This is a genomic window from Micromonospora psammae (assembly GCF_036902725.1).
Classification (GTDB): domain Bacteria; phylum Actinomycetota; class Actinomycetes; order Mycobacteriales; family Micromonosporaceae; genus Micromonospora.
This window is the reverse complement of sequence record NZ_JBAKHM010000032.1, coordinates 33,314-52,635: the sequence shown is the minus strand read 5'-3', so window position 1 is coordinate 52,635 and position 19,322 is coordinate 33,314. Positions and strand designations below refer to the sequence as shown.

Below are 19,322 nucleotides of genomic sequence, written 5' to 3'. Positions count from 1 at the left end.
AGGCCGAGGACTTGACTACAAAGAAGCTACGCGTCCACTGTGCAACTCCCGACAAACGAACACCCCCACCATGTGGGTTGGGTGTTTGACAAGTCGATAGAGTTACGGCGGTCATGGCGGAGGGGAAACGCCCGGTAACATTCCGAACCCGGAAGCTAAGCCCTCCAGCGCCGATGGTACTGCACTCGGGAGGGTGTGGGAGAGTAGGACGCCGCCGGACAACCATTCCATTCAGGCCCACCCCATACGGGGTGGGCCTGAATGCGTTTTCAGAACACTCTGAGGAGCTGCTGTCGAGCCGCGGAGAGCCCCCGGAAGCGGGCCGGCCGGGCCGGCCCCGTGGGGATGGGCTGGGGGAGGCGGGAGCACCCGGGCGGCCCGGCCTGCGGAGCGTGGGGCGGGCCGTCGGGAAAGACCGGCCGCGATCGGCGAATCGGGCCGGGCGCCCGGCTCCGGGTCGGTACCGTCGTGGCGGGGCCGTCTGCCGACGTGTCCCTCAGGGTGATGGCGAAACGTGACGTGGTGTACGCCCTCGTCCGCAATCGGGGCGGACCGGTCGGGGTACCTGCTGACGGTACGACCGGAACTGACCGTCGGGACCGGCGGAGGCAGGAGTGTCATGAAGATCGGAATCATCGGCTCGGGGCACATCGGTGGGACGTTGACCCGGCGGCTGCGCGGCCTCGACCACGACGTGACGGTGGCGAACTCGCGGGGCCCGGAGAGCCTCACCGATCTGGCGCAGGAGACCGGCGCGACCGCCGGCACCCTGGAGCAGGCGGTGCGCGACGCCGAGGTGGTGATCGTGGCGATCCCGCTGCTGGCCGTGCCGGCGCTGCCCGCCGAACTGTTCGACGGCAAGCTGGTCGTCGACGCCAACAACTACTACCCCGAGCGCGACGGTGACATCCCCGAGCTGCTGGACCGCAGCCTCAGCTCCAGCCGTTGGACCGCCGAGCACCTCAAGGGCGCCCGGGTGGTCAAGGCGTTCAACAACATCCAGGCGGCGCACCTGATGGAGAACGGCCGCCCGGCCGGCTCGGCCGACCGGATCGGACTGCCCGTGGCCGGCGACGACGCCGACGCGAAGCAACTGGTGATGGAGCTGGTCGACTCGCTCGGCTTTGACCCGGTCGACGCCGGGACGCTGGACGGAAGCTGGCGGCAACAGCCGGACACACCGGTCTACGGCACCGACCGGAACGCCGAGGGCGTACGGCAGGGCCTGGCCGAGGCGCGACCCTGACGTCGTAACCCAAAAGGAAAGCCCCGCCGGCGACCAGCCGGCGGGGCTTCTTCGTGCCCGGGGTCAGGACGGCTCGGGGCCGCAGATGAACTTGGGCTCGGCGTCGTAGGTCCAGGTGAACTTCTCCCGCTTGACGACCTTGCCGTCCTTCTTGATCACCCGGAAGGCGTCCTGGGTGAAGCCTTCACTGCCCACGGCGGCGATGCACTTCGGGCCGGGCTCCAGGTAGACCGTCTTCGGCTGGGTGATGTTGCGGCGGGGGCCGTACTCGGTCTTCACGCTGTCGTAGATCTTCGTGCTCCACATCGACACGGTGATCGTGTTCGAGGTGTACGACGTGTCGATCAGGACCCCGTACGGGGTGTTGTTGCGGAACTTGAAGTCCAGGTCCGGCCAGAAGATGGTCGACTCGATGACCGCCGGGTACCGGCTGAAGTAGTACGAGTGCGGCTTGTGCTCGACGTCCTCCAGGCCGGCGTAGTAGCTGGCGTTGAAGAGCGTCGTGGTGAACTGCGAGACGCCGCCACCCACGCCCGGCACCAGCTTGCCGCCCAGGATCACCGGGGCGTCCTTGTAGCCCTGGTCGTAGCCCCGCTCGCCGGTGTGCCCGTTGAGCGAGAAGGTCTTCCCCGGCTCGACGATCGTGCCGTCCACGTCCTTGGCGGCCTGGATGATGTTCTGGCTGCGCGGCGAGGAGAGCCCGCCGGGGAAGCGGGTGGAGAAGGTGGAGACCCGCTCCTTGATGCCCAGCTCCGCCAGCTTCGCCTCGGTCAGCTCCGGCTCGGCCGTCTTGAGCGTGGCGGTGACCGTCCGCCCGTCCGACTTCGGCAGGACGGCGAGCAGGTCCCGGCCGAGCGCGGCGGAGTCCACCTGCTTACCGGCACGACCCGGTACGACCTTCGGCTTGCCGCCCGCGATCGTCAGCCCGGCGTCCTTCGGCGCCACCTCGATCGCCGCCAGCCGGTCGCCGAGGGCGGCGCGGAGCCGCTTGACGTCGACCCGGGGGGTGAGCTTGCCGGCGTCGTCGGCCGAGAACCGCAGGCCGCGGGCGATCGCGGCGGGCGGGATGGTGACCTTACCCTTGTCGGTGCTCAGGGTGACCGGGGCGGCCACCGCCGGCCGTGCCAGCTCGGTGACGAGCTGGTCGACCTCCTCACGGGTGGTCGCCGGGTGCTTCTCCACCAGCGGCACCGTCACCGGCTGCCCCGCCAGCCAGCCGTCCCGGACCACCTCGGTGGAGCGCTCCGGGTCCAGCGCCAGGCTCGGCTTCGGGTAGACCGGCTTCGGGGTGGTGCCGGTGAAGATGATCGCCGGCATGGTCATCTCGCGGCCCTGCTTGCCGACGATCTCGCGCAGCTTCGCGTCGAGCCGGGCCGCGTCGACGGTGACCACCGGCTTCACCTCGCGGGAGCCGAAGAGCCGGCCCGTCGGGCCCGCCTCCGCCTCGGCCGCCGCCGCCACGGTCGCGTCCACGTCCACCGCCAGCCCGACCTCCGCCGGCGTGAGCTGCGCCTCCTTCTCCCCGACGAGGACGGTGAACGGGGCGTTCAGGGTGGCGGACCGCCGGTCCAGCTCGGTCCGGAGCTCCCGGGCCGCCTCGGTCCGGCTCCGGCCGCCGAGCTCCGCGCCGAGCACCGTCGTGCCGCGCGGCACGTCACCGGCGTACGCCCACGCCGCCGCGCCGCCGACGCCGGCCAGCACCACGGCGGCCAGCACGCCGGCGAGCAGGACGCGGGCGCGTCGTGACCACGACCCGGGACCCCGGCCCGAGCCGGCGGACTTGCCCGCCTGCTCGTCCTCGCCCGGCCAGGAAACCGCGGTGACCTGCACCGTTGGCCGGTCGTCGGAGAGACTTTTGTCGCCGTACAGGGTCACAGCCACCTCGATCGGGATGTACCACAGAGTTCTTGCTCCCCCAGGGAGACACCTACGGTAGCCGTCGCCCGGTCCGGGCGACACCGTGCGCTCGGCCATCCTCGCCCCCGCGTGTCGGGTCCGGTGCGGCGCTTCCGGAGTGTTCGTGGCACGGTGTCCGGGTGAGCGATCGGGTGCTGGCGTACGGGGGCGGTTGGCTGGACCGGGCCGGGGCGCTGCGCGCCGACCCGGAGTGGGTCTCCGCGCGGTTGACCGACCCGACGGCGGTGGTGCTGCCCCTGTGGCGGGACCGTTGTCTGGTCTCCGCCGCGCAGGCACCCGTACGGCTCACCGGGGCCGACGCCGCCGGGGCGCTCGCCGCCGCCGACGAGACCGTCCTCCTCGGCCTGGAGGACGGGACGCCGGTCTTCGCCGTGGACCTCTCCGAGCGCGCCGAGGCCGACGCCGTGGCGCTCACCGGCGCCGCCGGCACGGCCGACGTACGGGCGCTGGTGAGCCGGCTCCGCCCGGCCGAGGCCGCGGTGCAGGCGTACGCGCGGGGCCTGCTGCACTGGCACCGTCAGCAGCGGTACTGCGGCAGCTGCGGGGCGGCCACCCGGCCGCGTGACGGTGGGCACGTGCGGGCCTGCGCGGCGCCGCGCTGCGGCCGGCTGATCTTCCCCCGGATCGAACCGGCGGTCATCGTGCTGGTGGAGGCGCCCGGCAGCCCGGACCGTTGCCTGCTGGCCCGGCACGCCGGCGCGCCGGAGGGGGCGTACTCGACGCTCGCCGGGTTCGTCGAGGTGGGCGAGAGCCTGGAGGACGCGGTCCGGCGGGAGATGGCCGAGGAGGCCGGGGTGAGCGTCGCCGGACTGGCGTACCAGGGCTCGCAGGCGTGGCCCTTCCCGGCCGGGCTGATGGTCGGCTTCCGGGCAACCGCCGCCACCGAGGAGGTGCGGGTCGACGGCGTGGAACTGCTCGAGGCGCGCTGGTTCACCCGGGACGAGCTGCGTGAGCGGGTCGCCGCCGGCCGGCCCCTGGGCCGGGTCGACTCGATCGACCACCAGTTGCTCGGCGACTGGCTCGCCGCCGCCGACTGACGGCCGGGGGCGCGGCGTCGGGGTGTCCCGGCCCGGGGACGCCCCCGCGAGGCGAGGGCGAGCCGGCCGGGTCCGGTGGTCAGGGACGGGGGCGGAAGGCCAGCCAGGTCATCACGGCGGCGGTCAGCGCGGCGGTGGCCAGGGCGCAGGCGAGGACCCCCTCGACCGTGCGCGGGGCGACCAGCAGGGCCGCACCGGTCAGGCCGGCGGTGGCCACCCACAGCGGCGCGGCGGGGAACCGGGCACCGCTGGCCACCCGGTCGTTGACCAGCATGAAGACCACCGCGTAGAGCGCCCCGGTGGCGGCGAAGAGCGGGGCCTGGCCCGCCAGGTGCAGGTAGTCGGCGCCCCCGGCCAGCCGGAACGCCAGCTCCCCGCCGAGCGTGGCGGCCGTCACCAGTGCCGCCCCGCAGGCGAGGATCAGCGCCAGCCCCGACGCGCGGGCCCGCCGGTCACCCCGGGCGAGCCGGGGCAGCACCAGCAGGGTCACCACCTGCGGCGCCCAGAGCGCCCCCTTGGTGAGCACCGCGCCGACCGCGTACGCGCCGGAGCCGGCCGCCGGGAGCAGCTGCCGGGCCAGGATCAGGTCCGCGTACGAGATGGTGAGCATCGCCAGCGTGGCCGCGCACGCGGTCATCACGTGGGTGGGGCGCAGGTCGCGGCCGCCCGGCGGGCCCGGGTCCGGCGCGGCGCCGGCACCGGCGGCGAGCCGGGCCAGCACGGGCAGGGCGAGGAGGCCGGTGACCGCGGCGAGCGCCAGCGCGGTGACCGCGCCGCCGCCCAGCGCCAGGCCGGCGACCAGACCGCCGTACCGGCCGACGGCGAGCACGGTCATCGCCGCGGCGAGGCGCAGGAAGCGCTGGTCGCCCTGGAGTTCACCGAGCCAGCGGCCGGCCAGCACGGTGGCGAACGTGGTCGCCGCGAGCAGCAGGGTCAGCGCCACCGGCAGCCGCAGCAGCACGGTCAGCAGGGGCGCCGCCACCACCGTCGCCCCGGCGGTGAGGGCGGCGGTGACCAGTGCCAGCCGGCCGGTGCGGGTGGCGCCGTGCCGCGCCCGGTGCACCGCGACGGCGATCTGCAGGCCGAAGCCGGGTACGGCCGCGATCGCGGCCAGCGCCAGCACGGTGGCCAGCGCGCCCAGCTCCGCCGCGGCCAACCGGCGGGCGCCCAGCACCGGGACCAGGTACGCGAGCGCGTTGGTCAGGGTGGTGGCCACGGTGACGGCGGCGCCGGCGGCGCCGAGCCGGGCCGCGCCGGAATCCCTGCCGATCGTCTGTGTCATGCCGCCCCGGGTCGCCTGCGCTGCGCTGCTCTGCCGGCGCGGGCCGTGCCCGCCGCGGCCGGTGTGCGGCCGGGACCGCCCCGGCCCGAACCAGGAGACGGTACCGGTCGACCGACCGGCTCGTCAGCCCCGCACCCGTGACCCCTGCCCCCGCCGCCGGGAACGGTCTAGTGTGCTGCCCCATGGCGTCGACGAACGTGACCGCGGCAGCGACCTCCGGGCTGGCCGCGAAGCTCCCCGAGCGGTGGGTGGCGGACGGGATCCGGCTGGTCTATCCCCGGGTGGAGCCGGAGCTGGCCCGGCTGGCCGACTTCGTCCCGCGCGGCGGCACCGCCCTCGACGTGGGCGCCTGGTACGGCCCGTGGACGGCCCGGCTGCTGCGTCGCGCCGACCGGGTCGTCTCCGTCGAGCCGACGCCCCCGCTGGCCCGGCAGCTGCGCACCGCGTTTCCCGCCGTCGAGGTGGTCGAGGCCGCCGTCTCCGACCACGAGGGCACCGCCGAGCTCTACCTCCCCGACGGCGGCGCGATCGTCGGCACCTCCTCGCTGGAGGATCCCGGGCAGGGTGACCCGTTGCGGGTGCCACGGATCACCCTGGACTCCCTCGGCCTCACCGACGTGCGCTTCGTCAAGCTCGACATCGAGGGGCACGAGCTGCCCGCGCTGCGCGGCGGCGCGGAGACCATCCGCCGGGACCGGCCGGTGCTGCTCGTCGAGGTCGAGGAGCGGATCCAGCCGGTCGAGCCGCTGCTGGAGCTGCTCACCGGCTGGGGCTACCGGGGGTACGTGCTGCCGGGGCGTACCTGGGTGCCGCTGGCCGACTTCGACCTCGGGCGGCACCAGCGCGAGGCGATCGCCCGGGTGGGGCAGAGCTTCGCCCGCCGGGTCCTCTGGCCCCGCCCCCGGTACGTCAACTCGGTGCTCTTCCGCCCGGAGTGAGCCCGCCCGGGTCCGGGCCGGTCACTGCTGTGGGGTCGGGGTGCCGACCGCGACCTCGTTGGTGCAGAGGGTGACGTCGGGGTCGGCGAGGCTCAACTCGGCGGTGTCCCCACCGCCGGTGAACTCGAAGAAGATCTGGTGCAGCCCGGTCTTCACCGGGAACCGCTTCTCCGTGTCGCCCAGCCGGAAGGTGGCGGTGGTGTCGCCGGAGCTGAGGTAGCCGATCCGGACCACCCAGAACCAGTCGTCCCGGGGCCCGCTCAGCGGCATCCGCACCGTCTCGCCGTCGGCGACCTTCCAGCCGCAGGCCTGCTCGGGCCCGGGCTGCACGGTCGGGCCGTTGATGGTGACCGGGGTGATCCGGCCGGTCCGGTCGAGCAGCGACGGCGTCTCCGCCTCGGTGACGAAGACCGGCCCGTCGGGCAGGGCGCGGAAGAAGTGCGACTGGCGGTTGTAGGGGCCGGAGAGCGCCGGCACCACGTCCCCCGGGACCGTCTGGTCGAAGAAGACCGTGCCGGGGGGCGCGGCGGCCAGCTCCGCCCGGACCGTGTCCAGGTAGGTCCGGCCGCTCTTCACCGCCCACTCGTCACCGAACCGGGCCGTCGTCCAGGCGGTGCCGAGACCACCGGCGACCAGGGCGAGGGCCAGGCCGGCGGAGACCGCCTCCCGGTGGCGTGCCAGCACGGCGGGCGGCGGCGGGTCGTCCGGGTCGCGGTCACCGAAGATCGGCAGGGCGCCCCGCGCGCCGACCGGAACGGGCCGGTGTTCCGGGTCGTCGGCTGGCGTCCCCGGGTGGCCGGGTGCGCCGGTGGCCGGCCGCTCCGGTCCGCCGGTGGCCGGCGGGGCGGGTACGGCCGCGGTGGCCGACGCCGACGGGCGCTGGGGCGGGGTGTCGAAGGGCCGCGCCGCCTGGGGGCGGCCCGGCGCCGGGAGCTCGTCGTCGTCGTACTCGGCGTGGATGACGCCGTGGCCCCGGTAGGCGGCGGCCGGGACGGTGACCCGTGGCGCGGGCGCCTCGACCGGCGCGGGCTCGTCGCCGGTGTCCGCCGGGTCGTCGGCCGGCTGCCCGGCGGTGGTGGTGGTTCCCGCGCTCGTCCCCGCCGTGGCCCGGTCCGGGTCCGTCGCGCGCCTCGGGTCGCCCGCCGCCCCGGCGGCGGTGCCCGCCGGCTCCCGGGCCTCGTCGTCCGGCGTTCCCGCCACCCCGGTCGTCGGGGTGTCGTCGTCCGGTCCCGTCGGGCGGTCACCGTCCCGGTCGGGCGACGCCGCCCCGGCGGTCGCGAAGCGGTCCGGCGCGGACCGCAGCCCCAGCAGGGCTGCGCCGATGCAGAGCGCGGCCACCACCACGACGTCGCTGACGTAGCGCGGGACGGCCCCGGCGACGTCGCTGTAGATCGAGCCGAGCCGGGTGGCGCCCAGCAGCGCGGTCACCAGGGTCAGGTACGAGGCCAGCAGCAGCCAGGCCCGCCCGGCGACCCGGCGCAGCCGTACGGTCACCACCACCAGCACCAGGAAGGCCGCCCAGGCGACCCAGCGGCCCAGCTCCGGCGGGGCGGTCACCGGCGCGCCGTCGCCGGCCGGCAGCCAGCGCCACGGCCCGCCGAGCAGACCGGGCACGACGGTGGAGCCGAGCAGCTGCCACAGGAACGAGAACACCTCGCCCAGCGAGTCCGGCCGGCGCACCGACGACTCCGCCCGGGATCCGTAGAGGGCGAGGAAGCCCAGCGAGAGCACGGTCAGCACCAGCCACGACGGCCAGTAGCGGCGGACCGTGGTCAGCACCGCGCGTACCGGCGGGCCACCGACGAGGAGGAACGCGGTGAACAGGAAGACCAGCGGCACCACCAGCAGCGCCTTCTCGAAGAAGAGCAGCCCGAACAGCACCGCCAGGGCCAGCGTCGCCAGGTGCCGCCGCCGGCCGGTGCGGACGTACCGGAGCTGGGCGCCGATGGCGAGCACCATGGCGATCTGCATCGGCAGCATGTTCACCCCGACCGCCCACCAGGAGGTGGCCTCCAGGGTGAGCGGGCTGAACAGGAACACCGCCAGCGGCACCAGCAGCGCCCAGCCGGGGCGGACCAGGGTGCGCAGCAGCCGGGCGAAGCTGATCGCCAGCACCGCCTGGGCGGCGGTGAGCAGCAGCACGTACGGCCAGTAGGCGATGCCGGCGGCGCGGGTCACCAGCCAGGTGACCAGCAGGGCCGCCGGCATGAAGTGGTTGTTGTAGAGGGTCAGCAGGAAGCCCGGGGTCAGGTCGGACTCCGCGGCGCGGGCGATCAGCACCCAGTCGTCGACCGCGAGGTGACCGCGGGACGCGAGCTGGGCCCGCCAGACCAGACTGACCAGGATCATCGCCACGGCCACCGCCCGGACCGGGTGGACCCGGGTCCAGCCGCCGAGGAGGCCGCTCCGGTCGGTGGTGGGGGTAGCGCCGGTCGATGCCATGGCGGGAAGACTGCCACACCGGTCGGCGGACGTCCCATCAGGTCAACGGGTGGTTCGCGGGTGGCCCGGGCCGGCTGGACGCCGCGTACAGTGGCCGCCACACCAGCGCGGCCCGGGTCGCGCCCGGCAGGCAGGTGAGGTCGAGGAATGCGGGAACGGCTGGTGCCGCACGGCGTGGCCGCCGCCGTGACGGCGGTGGTGCTCGCGCCGCTCGCGCTGCCCGGGTACGTGCTCCGCTACGACATGGTCTTCGTGCCCCGGTCGGCGCTGAGCTGGGAGCTGATCGCTCCGGCCTCGGCGCTGCCCCGGGCGGTGCCGCAGGACGCGGTGGTCGCGCTCGCCACCCAGCTGATGCCCGGCTGGCTGCTGCAACGGCTGGTGCTGGCGGCGATCCTCTGGCTGGCCGTGCTCGGCGCCGCCCGGCTGGTGCCCACCGACCGGACCGCCGTCCGAGTGGTCGCCGCGCTCGGCTACGCCTGGACGCCGTACCTGGCCGAGCGGCTGCTGATCGGGCAGTGGGGGCTGCTGCTGGCGTACGCGATGCTGCCCTGGCTGGTGGCGGCGGCGCTGGGGGTGCGCGCGGCCCGGCCCGGGGCGCTGCCCCGGCTGCTGCTGGCCGCCGCCGTCTCCGCGATCACCCCGACCGGCGGGCTGATCGCCCTCGTGGCGGTGCTGGTGCTGCTGCCCGGCCGGTATGCGGGGGCGCTCCGGCGGGCCGGAACGGCGGTCGCGGCGACGGTGCTGCTGAACGCGCCGTGGCTGGTGGCCGGGTTGGGCAGCGCCACCGGCGGCCGCTCCGACCCGGCCGGGGTGCCGGCGTTCGCCGCCCGCGCCGAGAACTGGGGCGGGTCGCTGGTCGCGCTGGCCGGCACCGGCGGGATCTGGAACGCCCTGACCGTGCCGGTGTCCCGCCAGGTCGCCGTGGTGCCGCTGGCCACCGCGCTGCTGCTGCTCCTCGCCGGGTACGGCGTGCCCCTGCTGCGCCGGCGCTGGCCGGCGGGCGCGGTCGGGCGGTTCGGGCTGCTGGCCGTCGGGTCGTGGCTGGTGGCGGCGCTCGGCGTGCTGCCCGGTGGGGCCGCGCTGCTCGGCTGGCTGGTCGACACCGCGCCCGGGGGAGGGCTCGTCCGCGACGGTCAGAAGCTGCTCGTCCCGTACGCGTTGGCGCTGGCGGTGGCCGGGGCGCTCGGCGCGGAACGGCTCGCCGACCGGCTGGCCGCGCGGTTCGACCGGACCACCGGCGGGGTGCTGCTGGTCGGCGCGGCGCTGCTGCCGGTCGCGCTCCTGCCCGACCTGGCCTTCGGGGCGCTGGGCCGGCTGACCCCGGTCCGCTACCCGGCGGACTGGGCGGTGGTGGCGCGGCAGGTGGCCGACCGGCCGGGGGAGGTGGTCTCGCTGCCGTTCCAGGAGTACCAGCGGTACGCCTGGAACGACGGGCGGGTGGTGATCGACCCGGCCCCCCGCTATCTGGCCGCGCCGGTGCTGATCGACGACACCCTGCGGGTGGGGGACGTCGCCGTCGGCGGGGAGGACCCGCGCGCGGCCCGGGTGCGCGAGCTGCTCGCCGCCGGTCGTCCGGTGGCCGGCACCGCCGTGCGTTGGGTGCTGGTGCAGCGGGCGGCGGGGCCGCCGGTGCCGGTGACGGCGCTGGCCGGGCTGCGGCTGGCGCACGCCGGACCGGAGCTGTCCCTCTACGAGAATCCGGCCTGGGTGGCCCCCGCGCCGCAGCCCGGTCCCGGCCCGGTCGGGTGGGCCCACCTGGTGGCCGGAACGGTGGTCGTGGCCATCGGTTTTTCGGGCACTGCGCGGGTGCTCCGGCGCGTGGTAGCGTCCCGGGACGCGAGTCCCGCGGAAGGAGAAGGTGGATGAGGAACCTGCCCGCGTTCGTCGCCGTCGGGGTACTCGGGGTCGTGCTCGGCCTGCTCGGCGCCGTCGGTCTGGCGAATGCGCTCAGTCCGTCCGCCCAGGAGGCGCTCAACAGCACTTCGGTGAGTGAGCAGGGCTCCGAGAGCACTCTGTACGGCACGCGCTGAACCACCGTCGACCGGGGCGTCCGCTGACCGCGGGCGCCCCGGTCGCGTATCCACCGTCGGGCGTCGCGCCCCCGCCCGGCGGCGGTGGGCCTACCGGCGGGCGGCGGTCAGCCGGCCGACCAACTCGGCGAAGCGCGCCCCGGTCGCCGTCCAGGTGAAACGGGCCGCGTGCGCCAGCGCCGCCTCGCCCATCGCCTTGCGGCGCACGTCGTCGGCGAGCAGTTCCCGCACCCGGGCGGTGAACTCCGCTTCGTCGTCGACCAGCAGGCCGGTCTCGGTGTCGACCATCGCCTCGGCGACGCCCCCGGCGTAGCGGAACGCGATCGTCGGGGTGCTCCGGGCGGCGGCCTCCACGATGGTCAGGCCCCAGCCCTCCTTCAGCGACGGGGTGAGGGCCAGCCAGGAGGAGGAGAGCACCTCGTGTTTCTTCTGCTCGCTGATGAAACCGGTGAAGCGCACCCGGTCGGAGATGCCCAGGGCGTCGCTGAGCTCCCGCAACGGCGCCTCCCACCACCCCTGACCGGCCACCACCAGCTCCAGGTCGGGCAGCTCCGCGGACAGCTCGGCGACCGTACGTAGCGCGATCTCCACCCGCTTGTGCGGGACCAGCCGGCCCAGCACCAGCAACGACGGGTGGTCGGTGCGGGGCAGCGCCGGGCCGGTCACCGGCGGGGTGCCGTTCGGCACCACCTCGATCCGGGTGGCGTCCACCCCCAGCTGGGCCAGCTCCGCGCGGCTCGCCTCGGAGACCGTGACGTAGCGGCAACGGCGGTAGAGGCGCACCGCCAACCACGACTCGATCCACCAGCCCAACCGGCACATCACCGCGCCGAAGACCACCGGCCACTGCTCCCGGTGCACGTGGTGCACCAGGGCGAGCACCGGCCGGCCGGCGTAGAGCGGGGAGAAGAAGGGCACCCCGTTGCAGACGTCCACCACCAGGTCGGGCAGGCCCAGCCGACGCCGGCCCAGCGGGCCCAGCCCCAACCGGCCGGCCAGGTAGGTCAGCGCCGCGCGGGCGTACACGGTGTGCCGGGAGCCGCGGCGCAGCACCCGCACGCCGTCGGAGTTGGTCTCCTCCGGCGCGCCGTCGGCGTGGGCGGCGCAGAGCAGCGTCACCCGGTGACCGGCCGCGACCAGTTCGGCGGCGATCCGCTCGATGTACACCTCCGAGCCGCCGCCCTCGGGGTTGGCGGTGTCGCGCCAGTTGAGGAACAGCACGTGGCGAGCGGTGGTGCTGCTGGAGTCGTCCACGCTGCTCCTACCGGTCAGTAAGCGGCACGATCGCGCCACCCTAGGGCGGCGCGGCCCGCGTACGCAATGGGTCGTGTCGGCAGCGACGATCGGATAAAGCTCCGCGGACGGGGGTTTGCCGGGGACCCGAAAGCTTGGCAGGGTGTGTCAGCGCGGAACCATGCGGGGCCGGTGGACACACCGGCCGGACCGCCCGCGACACCCGTGACCTGCGGCAGGTCGATGCCGACGGGCGAACGACGAGAGGGGAGGCGGCCGTGGTGCGCGACGTGTCGGTGCGGTCCCTCACCCGGCGATCGCCGGTGGTGCTGCTCAGTGCCGCCCTGGTGCTGCTGCTGGTCGGCTGGGGCGGGTACGCCTGGCTGCGCGACGAGCGCACCGCGCCGAGCTGCACCGGGCAGGTACGCCTGCGGGTGGCCGCCGCCCCGGTGGTCGCCCCGGCGGTGGACCGGATCGCCCGCGCCGCCGTCGGCCGGCAGCCCTGCGTCTCCATCGCGGTCGAGTCGCGGGAGTCCGACGCGGTCGCCGCCGAGCTGGCCAACGGCGTCGACGCGGCGGACGCCTGGCTGCCGGAGTCGACGTTCTGGCTGCGCCGCGCCCGCGCGGCCGGCGCCTTCGAGGTGCCCGGCCAGGGCACTTCGGTCGCCAGCACCCCGGTCGTGCTGGCGGTGACCGAGCCGGTGGCCCGCCGGTCCGGCTGGCCGCGCCGGCCACCGACCTGGAAATCGTTGATCGGGCCGAAGGCCACCAAGGTCAAGGTGGGGCTGCCCGACCCGGCCGTCGACCCCGCCGGGGTGGGCGCGCTGCTCGGCGTCCGCGCGCTGGCCGCCGGGGAACGTGACCCGGGCGGCGCGGTGGCGGGGACGCTGCGCCGGCTGGCCGGCCGGACCTTCAGCCCCGGCGGTACGGCCGCCGCGCTGCCCCCGTCCGGCGGGCTCCCCGGCAAGGCGGAGGCGGTGGCCACCACCGAGCAGGCGGTGCTCGGGCACAACGCGCTGGCCGGCGCGGACAAGCTCGTCGCCGCGTACCCGGAGGTCGCCGTCCCCTCCCTCGACCTGCCGTACGTGGTGCTGCCGGCCGCCCGGGACGCGGTCCGCGACGCGGCGGCGGGCTTCCTCACCGACCTGCTCGCCAGCGCCTCCCGGGAGGTGCTGACCGGGTACGGCTTCCGCACCGCGGCCGGCTACCCGCCGGCGGTGCCGCGGGACCGCCGGCTCAGCCCGGACGTACGTGAGCCGGTGCCGCTGCCCGGCGAGGAGACCGTCACCGAGGCGCTGACCGGGTGGAGCGGTGTGCAGCGCAGCGCCCGGATCCTCACCGTGCTGGACATCTCCGGGTCGATGGCCGCCCGGGTGCCCGGTGGCGGCACCCGGCTCGACGCCACCCTCGCCGCCGCCCGGGAGGGCGCCGGGCTGCTGCTGGACAACAGCGAGCTGGGCATCTGGGTCTTCGCCACGAAGGTGGACGGCGACCGGGACTACCGGGAGATCCTCCCCGTCCGGCCGTTGCGCGCCCAGCGGGCCGCGGTGGCCCAGCGGCTGGCTGAGGTCAAGGTGAAGCCGAAGGGCGGCACCGGGCTCTACGACACCACGCTCGCCGCGTACCGGGACGCCCGGCGGCACTGGACCCCCGGACGGATCAACCTGGTGCTGGTGATGACCGACGGTCGCAACGAGGACACCGACAGCATCGGCCGGGGCAAGTTCCTCACCGAGTTGAAGGCCCTCCAGGACCCGCGCCGGCCGCTGCCGGTCGTCTTCATCGGGCTCGGCCCGGACGTCGACCCGGACGAGCTGAACGCGATCGCGAAGGTCACCGGCGGTCAGGTGTTCCGCACCGCCCAGCCGAAGGGGATGCGGCAGATCTTCTTCTCCGCGCTGGCCGACCTGAGCTGCCTGCCGCCGGAGTGCCGACGGTGACCACGACGCTGCCGGTGCGGGTGGCGAGCCGGTTGGCCCGGCCGGTCCGGGAGGCCCCCGCCACCGCGCTCTGCCTGCTGCTGCTCACCGCCGTCGCGTTCGCCCAGCGCCCCGGCCAGATCACCTTCGACACCAAGCTCGACCTCGCCGCGAACCCGGTGCACTTCCTGGCCCGGGCGCTGCACCTGTGGAACCCGGAGGCCACCTCCGGCGAGCTGCAGAACCAGGCGTACGGCTATCTCTTCCCGATGGGCCCGTTCTTCGCCGCCGGGCAGCTGCTCGGCGTGCCGCCGTGGATCACCCAGCGGCTCTGGTGCGCGCTGCTGTTCTGCGCCGCGTTCTACGGCCTGCTGCTGCTGGCCCGCACCATGCGGATCGGCACCGAGCCCACCCGGTACGCCGCCGCGCTCGGCTACGCGCTCGCGCCCCGGATGCTCACCGAGATCGGCGCGCTCTCCTCGGAGATCCTCTCCGCCGCGATGCTGCCCTGGGTGCTGCTGCCGCTGGTCCGGGTGAACCGCATCGGCTCCCCGCGCCGGGCCGCCGCACTCTCCGCGCTGGCCGTGCTCGGGATGGGCGGGATCAACGCCGCAGTGGTGCTGCTCGCGCTGGTGCTGCCCGGGGTGTGGCTGCTCTCCCGCCGCTGGGACCGCCAGCACCGGCGGCTGGTCGCGTGGTGGTGCCTCTGCGTGGTCGGGGTCTGCCTGTGGTGGATCGTCCCGCTGCTGCTGCTCGGCCAGTACAGCCTGCCGTTCCTCGACTACATCGAGTCGTCCACCACGACCACCGCGGTCGCCTCGCTCTTCCAGGCGGTCCGCGGCACCAACCAGTGGGTGGCGTACATCGTCCAGGGCGACCCGTGGTGGCCGGCGGGGTGGCTGCTGATCGACCACCCGGTGCTGATGGCGCTGACCGCGGTGGTGGCGCTGGTCGGCCTGGCCGGCCTGGCCGGCAACCTGCTGCCGGAGCGGCGCTTCCTGGTGCTCGGTTTCCTGACCGGGCTGACCCTGCTCACCATGGGCTACGTCGGCAGCCTGGACAGCCCGCTGTCCGGACTGGTCCGGGACCTGCTCGACGGCCCGCTGGCCCCGTTCCGCAACGTGCACAAGCTGGAGCCGGTGCTGCGACTGCCGCTGATGCTCGGCTTCGCGCACGGGGTGGACGCCTGGGTCACCCGGCTGCACACCGCCACCCGCCGGCGCCGGCTCGGGCTGCGGCTGCGGCCGGTGGTGTTCGTACCGGTGTTCCTGCTGGTCGTCGGTGCCGCCGCGCCGGCCTGGACGGGTCTCCTGCGGCCCGGCCCCGGCTGGTCGGACCTGCCGCCGCACTGGCGGGCCGCGGCCACCTACCTGGCCGACCGGGACGCCCTGGCCCGGACCCTGGTGGTGCCGGGCTCCGGCTTCGGCCAGTACGACTGGGGACGCACCGTCGACGAGCCGTTGCAGTCGCTGGCCGGGGCGCCCTGGGCGGTACGCCACCAGATCCCGCTCGGCTCCGCCGGCAACACCCGGATGATGGACACCGTCGAGACCGTCCTCGCCAACGGGCGTGGCTCCGCCGGGCTGGCCGACTTCCTGGCCCGCTCCGGCTTCCGCCACCTGCTGCTGCGCAACGACATCGACCGGACCCAGGTGGACGCGCCGCCGGTGGCGGTGCTGCGCCGCGCGCTGGCCGGCTCGCCGGGGATCGCCCGGGTGGCCACCTTCGGCACCACCGGCGCGGTGGAGCGGGCGCCGGGCAGCCCGGTCGACGACGACGCCGGTCCGCTGCCGGCCGTCGAGATCTACGAGGTGGACCGTGCGGTGCCGCTCGCCTCGGCGGTGCTCACCGCCGACGTGCCCACGGTCAGCGGCGGCCCGGAGTCGCTGCTGCCGCTGCTGGAGCAGGGCCTGGTGGAGCGGGACCGCCCGGTGGTGCTCGCCGGCGACCGGCCCGACGACGCGACGGTCGAGGCCACCGGAGACCGGTGGATCGTCACCGACGGGCTGCGCCGCCGGGAACGGGACATCGGCCGGGTACGCGACAACCTCAGCCAGACGCTGACCGCGGCCGAGGCGAGCCGGCAGGGGCGGGTCGCGCTGGACCTGCTGCCGTTCTCCGGCCGCCGGCACCAGACCCTCGCCACGTACCAGGGGATCCGCGAGGTCACCGCCTCCACGGCGGCCAGCTTCGTCGACAACCTGGCCCCCGCCGACCCGTCCCACCTGCCGTTCGCGGCGGTCGACGGGGACGCCGGCACCTCCTGGCGTTCGGCGCCGCTGGCCGGGCCGGTCGGGCAGTGGCTCCAGCTCGACCTGGACACCCCGCGCGAGGTCCAGCGGGTCTCGCTCTCCTTCGTCGACGACCTCGGGGTCGGCTGGCCGGTGACCCGGTTCCGGATCAGCACCGACCGGGGAGCGGTCGACCACGACGTCGCCCCCGGGCTGGGCGCGCAGACGTACTACACGCTGCCCGGTGCCACCAGCAAGGTCCGGATCACCGTGCTGGCGGTGGCCGGGGGCCGGCTCGACGGTGGGGTGGGCGTCCGCGAACTGTCCCTCCCGGAGATCACGCCCCGGCGGGCGCTGCGGGTGCCGACCGACCTGCCCACGGCGGTCAGCGGCCCGGTCTCCTGGTCGTTCAGCCGGGGGTCGGCCAACCGGCCCGCGTGCTTCCCCGCCCCCGCACCCACCTCCCCGTCCCGCTCCGTCCCGGTCGGCTCCGACGCGGGCGGGCAGAACGGCATCCGGGCGGCCGGCACGGTCATCCGGTGCGACCGCTTCCTGGCCCGGGTCGGCGAGGAACCGCTCGGGGTGGACCGGCTGTTCCGCAGCACGAGCCCGGGGACGTACCAGTTGACGCTCACGGCGGTGGCCCGACCGGGTGGCGCGCTGCGACCGGCCGGGACGCGGGTGACCGCCGCCGCCTCGTCGTACCTGGCGGGGGACGTCGCGGTGGCCGGGTGGGCGGCGGTCGACGGCGACCCCGGGACGGCCTGGCTCGCCGACGTCGGCGACCTGCGTCCCGCGCTCACCCTGAGCTGGTCGGGGCAGCGCCGGATCGACCGGCTGCGACTGCGCCCGGCGGAGCTGCCGGTCGGCTCGCTGCCCACCCAGGTCGAGGTGCGCGCCGGCGGCCGGACCCAGGTGGTGCCGGTCGGCGCGGACGGGCTGGTCCGCATCGCCAAGGTGCGCACCGACCGGGTGGAGATCGTGGTGCGCGGGACGGCCGACCGGATCGCCGACCGGCGCGGCAACGGCTGGACGGCGACCGTCGGCATCGCCGAGGTGGAGATCCCCGGCCTGGCCGGCCTGATCCGGCCGGTGCGGCCGGACGTCCCGCTCACCGCCCCCTGCGGCGCCGGCCCCATGGTCGAGCTGGACGGCTTCCGGTACGACACGGCGGTCACCGGCACCGTCGCCGACGCGGTCGCCGGCCGGCCGATGCCGGTCACCCTCTGCGGCGACACCGGGGCGGTGGTGGACCTGCCCGCCGGCGGTCACCGCCTGGCCACCTCGCCCTCGGCCGGGTTCGTGGTGCAGGACGCCACCCTGCGGCCCACCGGCGCGACGACCGCCGCGCCCCGGCACCGGGAGGTGACGGTGCGGGACTGGGCGCCGACGCAGCGCCGGGTACGGGTCGGCGCGGGCGAGCGCGCGCTGCTGGTCGTACCCGAGAACGCGAACGCCGGCTGGACGGCGACGCTGGACGGACGGGCGTTACCGGCGACCCGGGTCGACGGCTGGCAGCAGGCGTGGGTGCTGCCGGCGGGCGCGGGCGGTGAGGTCCGGCTGGAGTTCGGCCCGGACCGCGCCTACCGGGGCGGCCTGGCCGGCGGCGCGGCGGCGGCGCTCGGCGTGCTGGTGCTCGCCGCCTGGCCGCTGCGCCGCCGACCGGAGGACGGGGCGGCGATCCCGGCCGAGGGGCCGCCCTGGCTGATCGGCACCCTGCTGGTGGTGCTGCTCGCCGCGCTGGGCGGGGTGCTGCCGGTGGCGATCGTGATCGCCGCGATGCTGCTGCGCCAGTTCGCCCGCCGGGCGCTGCCGGTGGTGGTCTTCGGCGGGCTGGCGGTGGCCACGGTCACCGCGGTCGCGGGCCGGCTGCGCGGTCTCGGCCAGGAGTGGGCGTACGGGACCTGGGTGCAGGCCGGGATGCTGGTGGCGATCGGCGCGGTGGTCGCGGCGGTGGTGCCCGTCCCCGGCACCCCCGTCGACGCGGCCGAGCCACCCGCGGTGGACGTCGACCCACCCCGTGCGGAGCCGGATCCGTCGCGGGTGGACGATGATCCGTCCGAGAGCGTGACGAGCCCGGTGGCCGGCGCCCGGCCGGGCACCGGTGAGGACGAGGACGGGACGGAAGTGCGATGACCGCAGAGCAGGGGCGGGCGGCCCGCCGCCGGTTCGCCACCCTGGGTCGCTCGGTGGCCCTGTTCAAGGCGTTCCTGGTGGAGCAGACCGACCCCGACCGCTTCTACGGCCTGCTGGCCGACGACTCGGTACGCCAGGTCTCCGGCTACACCGGGCTGGCCGGCCGGACCGTGCTGGACGTGGGCGGTGGTCCCGGCTACTTCGCGGCGGCCTTCCGCGGGGCCGGCGCGTACTACGTCGGGCTGGACCCGGACGTCGGGGACTTCTCCGCGGCGGACTCGGCCGAGGGGATGCTCCGGGGCAGCGGTACGGCGCTGCCGGTGCGCACCGGCAGCGTGGACGTCTGCTTCTCGTCGAACGTCCTGGAACACGTCTCGGAGCCGCACCGGATGCTGGACGAGATGGCCCGGGTGACCGCACCCGGGGGCGTCCTGTTCGTCTCGTTCACCCCGTGGCTCTCGCCCTGGGGTGGGCACGAGACGGCACCCTGGCACTGGCTGGGCGGCGAGCGGGCCCGCCGGCGGTACGAGCGCCGGATGGGCCACCCGCCGAAGAACCGTTACCGGGAGACGCTCTTCCCGGTCTCCGTCGCCGACGCGCTGCGCTGGGCCCGGGGCAACCGGCAGGTCGAGGTGCTCGACGCGCTGCCCCGCTACCACCCCTGGTGGGCGCGGTGGGTGGTGCGGGTGCCGGGGGTCCGGGAGGTCGCCTCGTGGAACTTCGTGCTGGTGCTGCGGCGGGCCGGCGGGCAGCCGGAAGGTGCCCCGCCGGCAGCCGTCGGTACGCGGGAAGAACCGGCTGCGGCGGAAAAACAAGAGCTGACCGGGGGTCGCGTCGCCATGTGACCAGGTAGTAACCTCGCGGCCATCTCACCGATCGACAACGACGAAATTGAGCTCCTCCAGGGAGGA

The 19,322-nt window shown here is 75.5% G+C and carries 11 protein-coding genes, 1 rRNA gene and 1 pseudogene; 9 read left to right on the top strand and 4 right to left on the bottom strand.

Translation table 11 applies throughout. The features are described 5' to 3' along the window. The first annotated feature begins 103 nt into the window (after positions 1-103). A 5S ribosomal RNA gene (gene rrf, locus V6U79_RS27140) occupies positions 104-220 on the top strand. A 399-nt stretch (positions 221-619) separates the two neighbouring features. Further along, positions 620-1,246 carry an NADPH-dependent F420 reductase gene (locus V6U79_RS27135; RefSeq protein ID WP_334616346.1) on the top strand — a complete coding sequence of 209 codons (627 nt, stop codon included), beginning with the start codon at positions 620-622 and terminating at the stop codon, positions 1,244-1,246. Between the two features lie 63 nt (positions 1,247-1,309). On the opposite strand, the gene V6U79_RS27130 is transcribed toward V6U79_RS27135, so the two are convergent. Further along, on the bottom strand, positions 1,310-3,127 hold the full coding sequence (locus tag V6U79_RS27130) for a VanW family protein (RefSeq protein WP_334616345.1): 1,818 nt from the start codon (positions 3,125-3,127) through the stop codon (positions 1,310-1,312). Positions 3,128-3,282: 155 nt separating this feature from the next. Here V6U79_RS27130 and nudC point away from each other — a divergent pair, with 155 nt between their 5' ends. Continuing rightward, complete coding sequence (gene nudC / locus V6U79_RS27125; protein ID WP_334616344.1) at positions 3,283-4,200, top strand: NAD(+) diphosphatase; 918 nt, start codon at positions 3,283-3,285, stop codon at positions 4,198-4,200. Between the two features lie 82 nt (positions 4,201-4,282). On the opposite strand, the pseudogene V6U79_RS27120 reads toward nudC, so the two are convergent. Next, positions 4,283-5,482, bottom strand: a pseudogene (locus V6U79_RS27120) (polysaccharide biosynthesis protein); the annotation flags it as partial. Between the two features lie 182 nt (positions 5,483-5,664). Here V6U79_RS27120 and V6U79_RS27115 point away from each other — a divergent pair. Beyond that, positions 5,665-6,420, top strand: a complete 756-nt coding sequence (locus V6U79_RS27115) for an FkbM family methyltransferase (RefSeq protein WP_334531575.1) — start codon at positions 5,665-5,667, stop codon at positions 6,418-6,420. A 21-nt stretch (positions 6,421-6,441) separates the two neighbouring features. Here V6U79_RS27115 and V6U79_RS27110 read toward each other — a convergent pair whose 3' ends face one another. Beyond that, positions 6,442-8,862 (bottom strand): hypothetical protein, encoded by a 2,421-nt coding sequence (locus tag V6U79_RS27110; RefSeq protein WP_334616341.1) that lies wholly within the window; start codon positions 8,860-8,862, stop codon positions 6,442-6,444. Between the two features lie 147 nt (positions 8,863-9,009). Here V6U79_RS27110 and V6U79_RS27105 point away from each other — a divergent pair, with 147 nt between their 5' ends. Beyond that, positions 9,010-10,728, top strand: a complete 1,719-nt coding sequence (locus V6U79_RS27105) for an MmpA family trehalose lipid delivery protein (RefSeq protein ID WP_334616340.1) — start codon at positions 9,010-9,012, stop codon at positions 10,726-10,728. Next, positions 10,725-10,892 carry a hypothetical protein gene (locus tag V6U79_RS27100; protein ID WP_334531583.1) on the top strand — a complete coding sequence of 56 codons (168 nt, stop codon included), beginning with the start codon at positions 10,725-10,727 and terminating at the stop codon, positions 10,890-10,892. The genes V6U79_RS27105 and V6U79_RS27100 overlap by 4 nt, the downstream gene beginning before the upstream one ends. A 90-nt stretch (positions 10,893-10,982) precedes the next feature. On the opposite strand, the gene V6U79_RS27095 is transcribed toward V6U79_RS27100, so the two are convergent. Next, entirely contained in the window at positions 10,983-12,146 is a 1,164-nt protein-coding gene (locus V6U79_RS27095) for a glycosyltransferase family 4 protein (RefSeq protein WP_334616338.1), read from the bottom strand. Positions 12,147-12,403: 257 nt separating this feature from the next. Between V6U79_RS27095 and V6U79_RS27090 the strand changes: the two genes are divergently transcribed. Genes V6U79_RS27090 through V6U79_RS27080 form a run of 3 tightly spaced genes read left to right on the top strand, consistent with a single transcriptional unit; the run spans position 12,404 to position 19,256 of the window. Next, the gene (locus V6U79_RS27090; protein ID WP_334616337.1) at positions 12,404-14,065 is read left to right on the top strand and encodes a substrate-binding and VWA domain-containing protein; all 1,662 of its coding nucleotides are present in this window, start codon (positions 12,404-12,406) and stop codon (positions 14,063-14,065) included. Next, complete coding sequence (locus V6U79_RS27085; protein WP_334616336.1) at positions 14,062-18,411, top strand: alpha-(1->3)-arabinofuranosyltransferase domain-containing protein; 4,350 nt, start codon at positions 14,062-14,064, stop codon at positions 18,409-18,411. The genes V6U79_RS27090 and V6U79_RS27085 overlap by 4 nt, the downstream gene beginning before the upstream one ends. Next, complete coding sequence (locus V6U79_RS27080; protein ID WP_334616334.1) at positions 18,408-19,256, top strand: class I SAM-dependent methyltransferase; 849 nt, start codon at positions 18,408-18,410, stop codon at positions 19,254-19,256. The genes V6U79_RS27085 and V6U79_RS27080 overlap by 4 nt, the downstream gene beginning before the upstream one ends. Positions 19,257-19,322 lie beyond the last annotated feature (66 nt).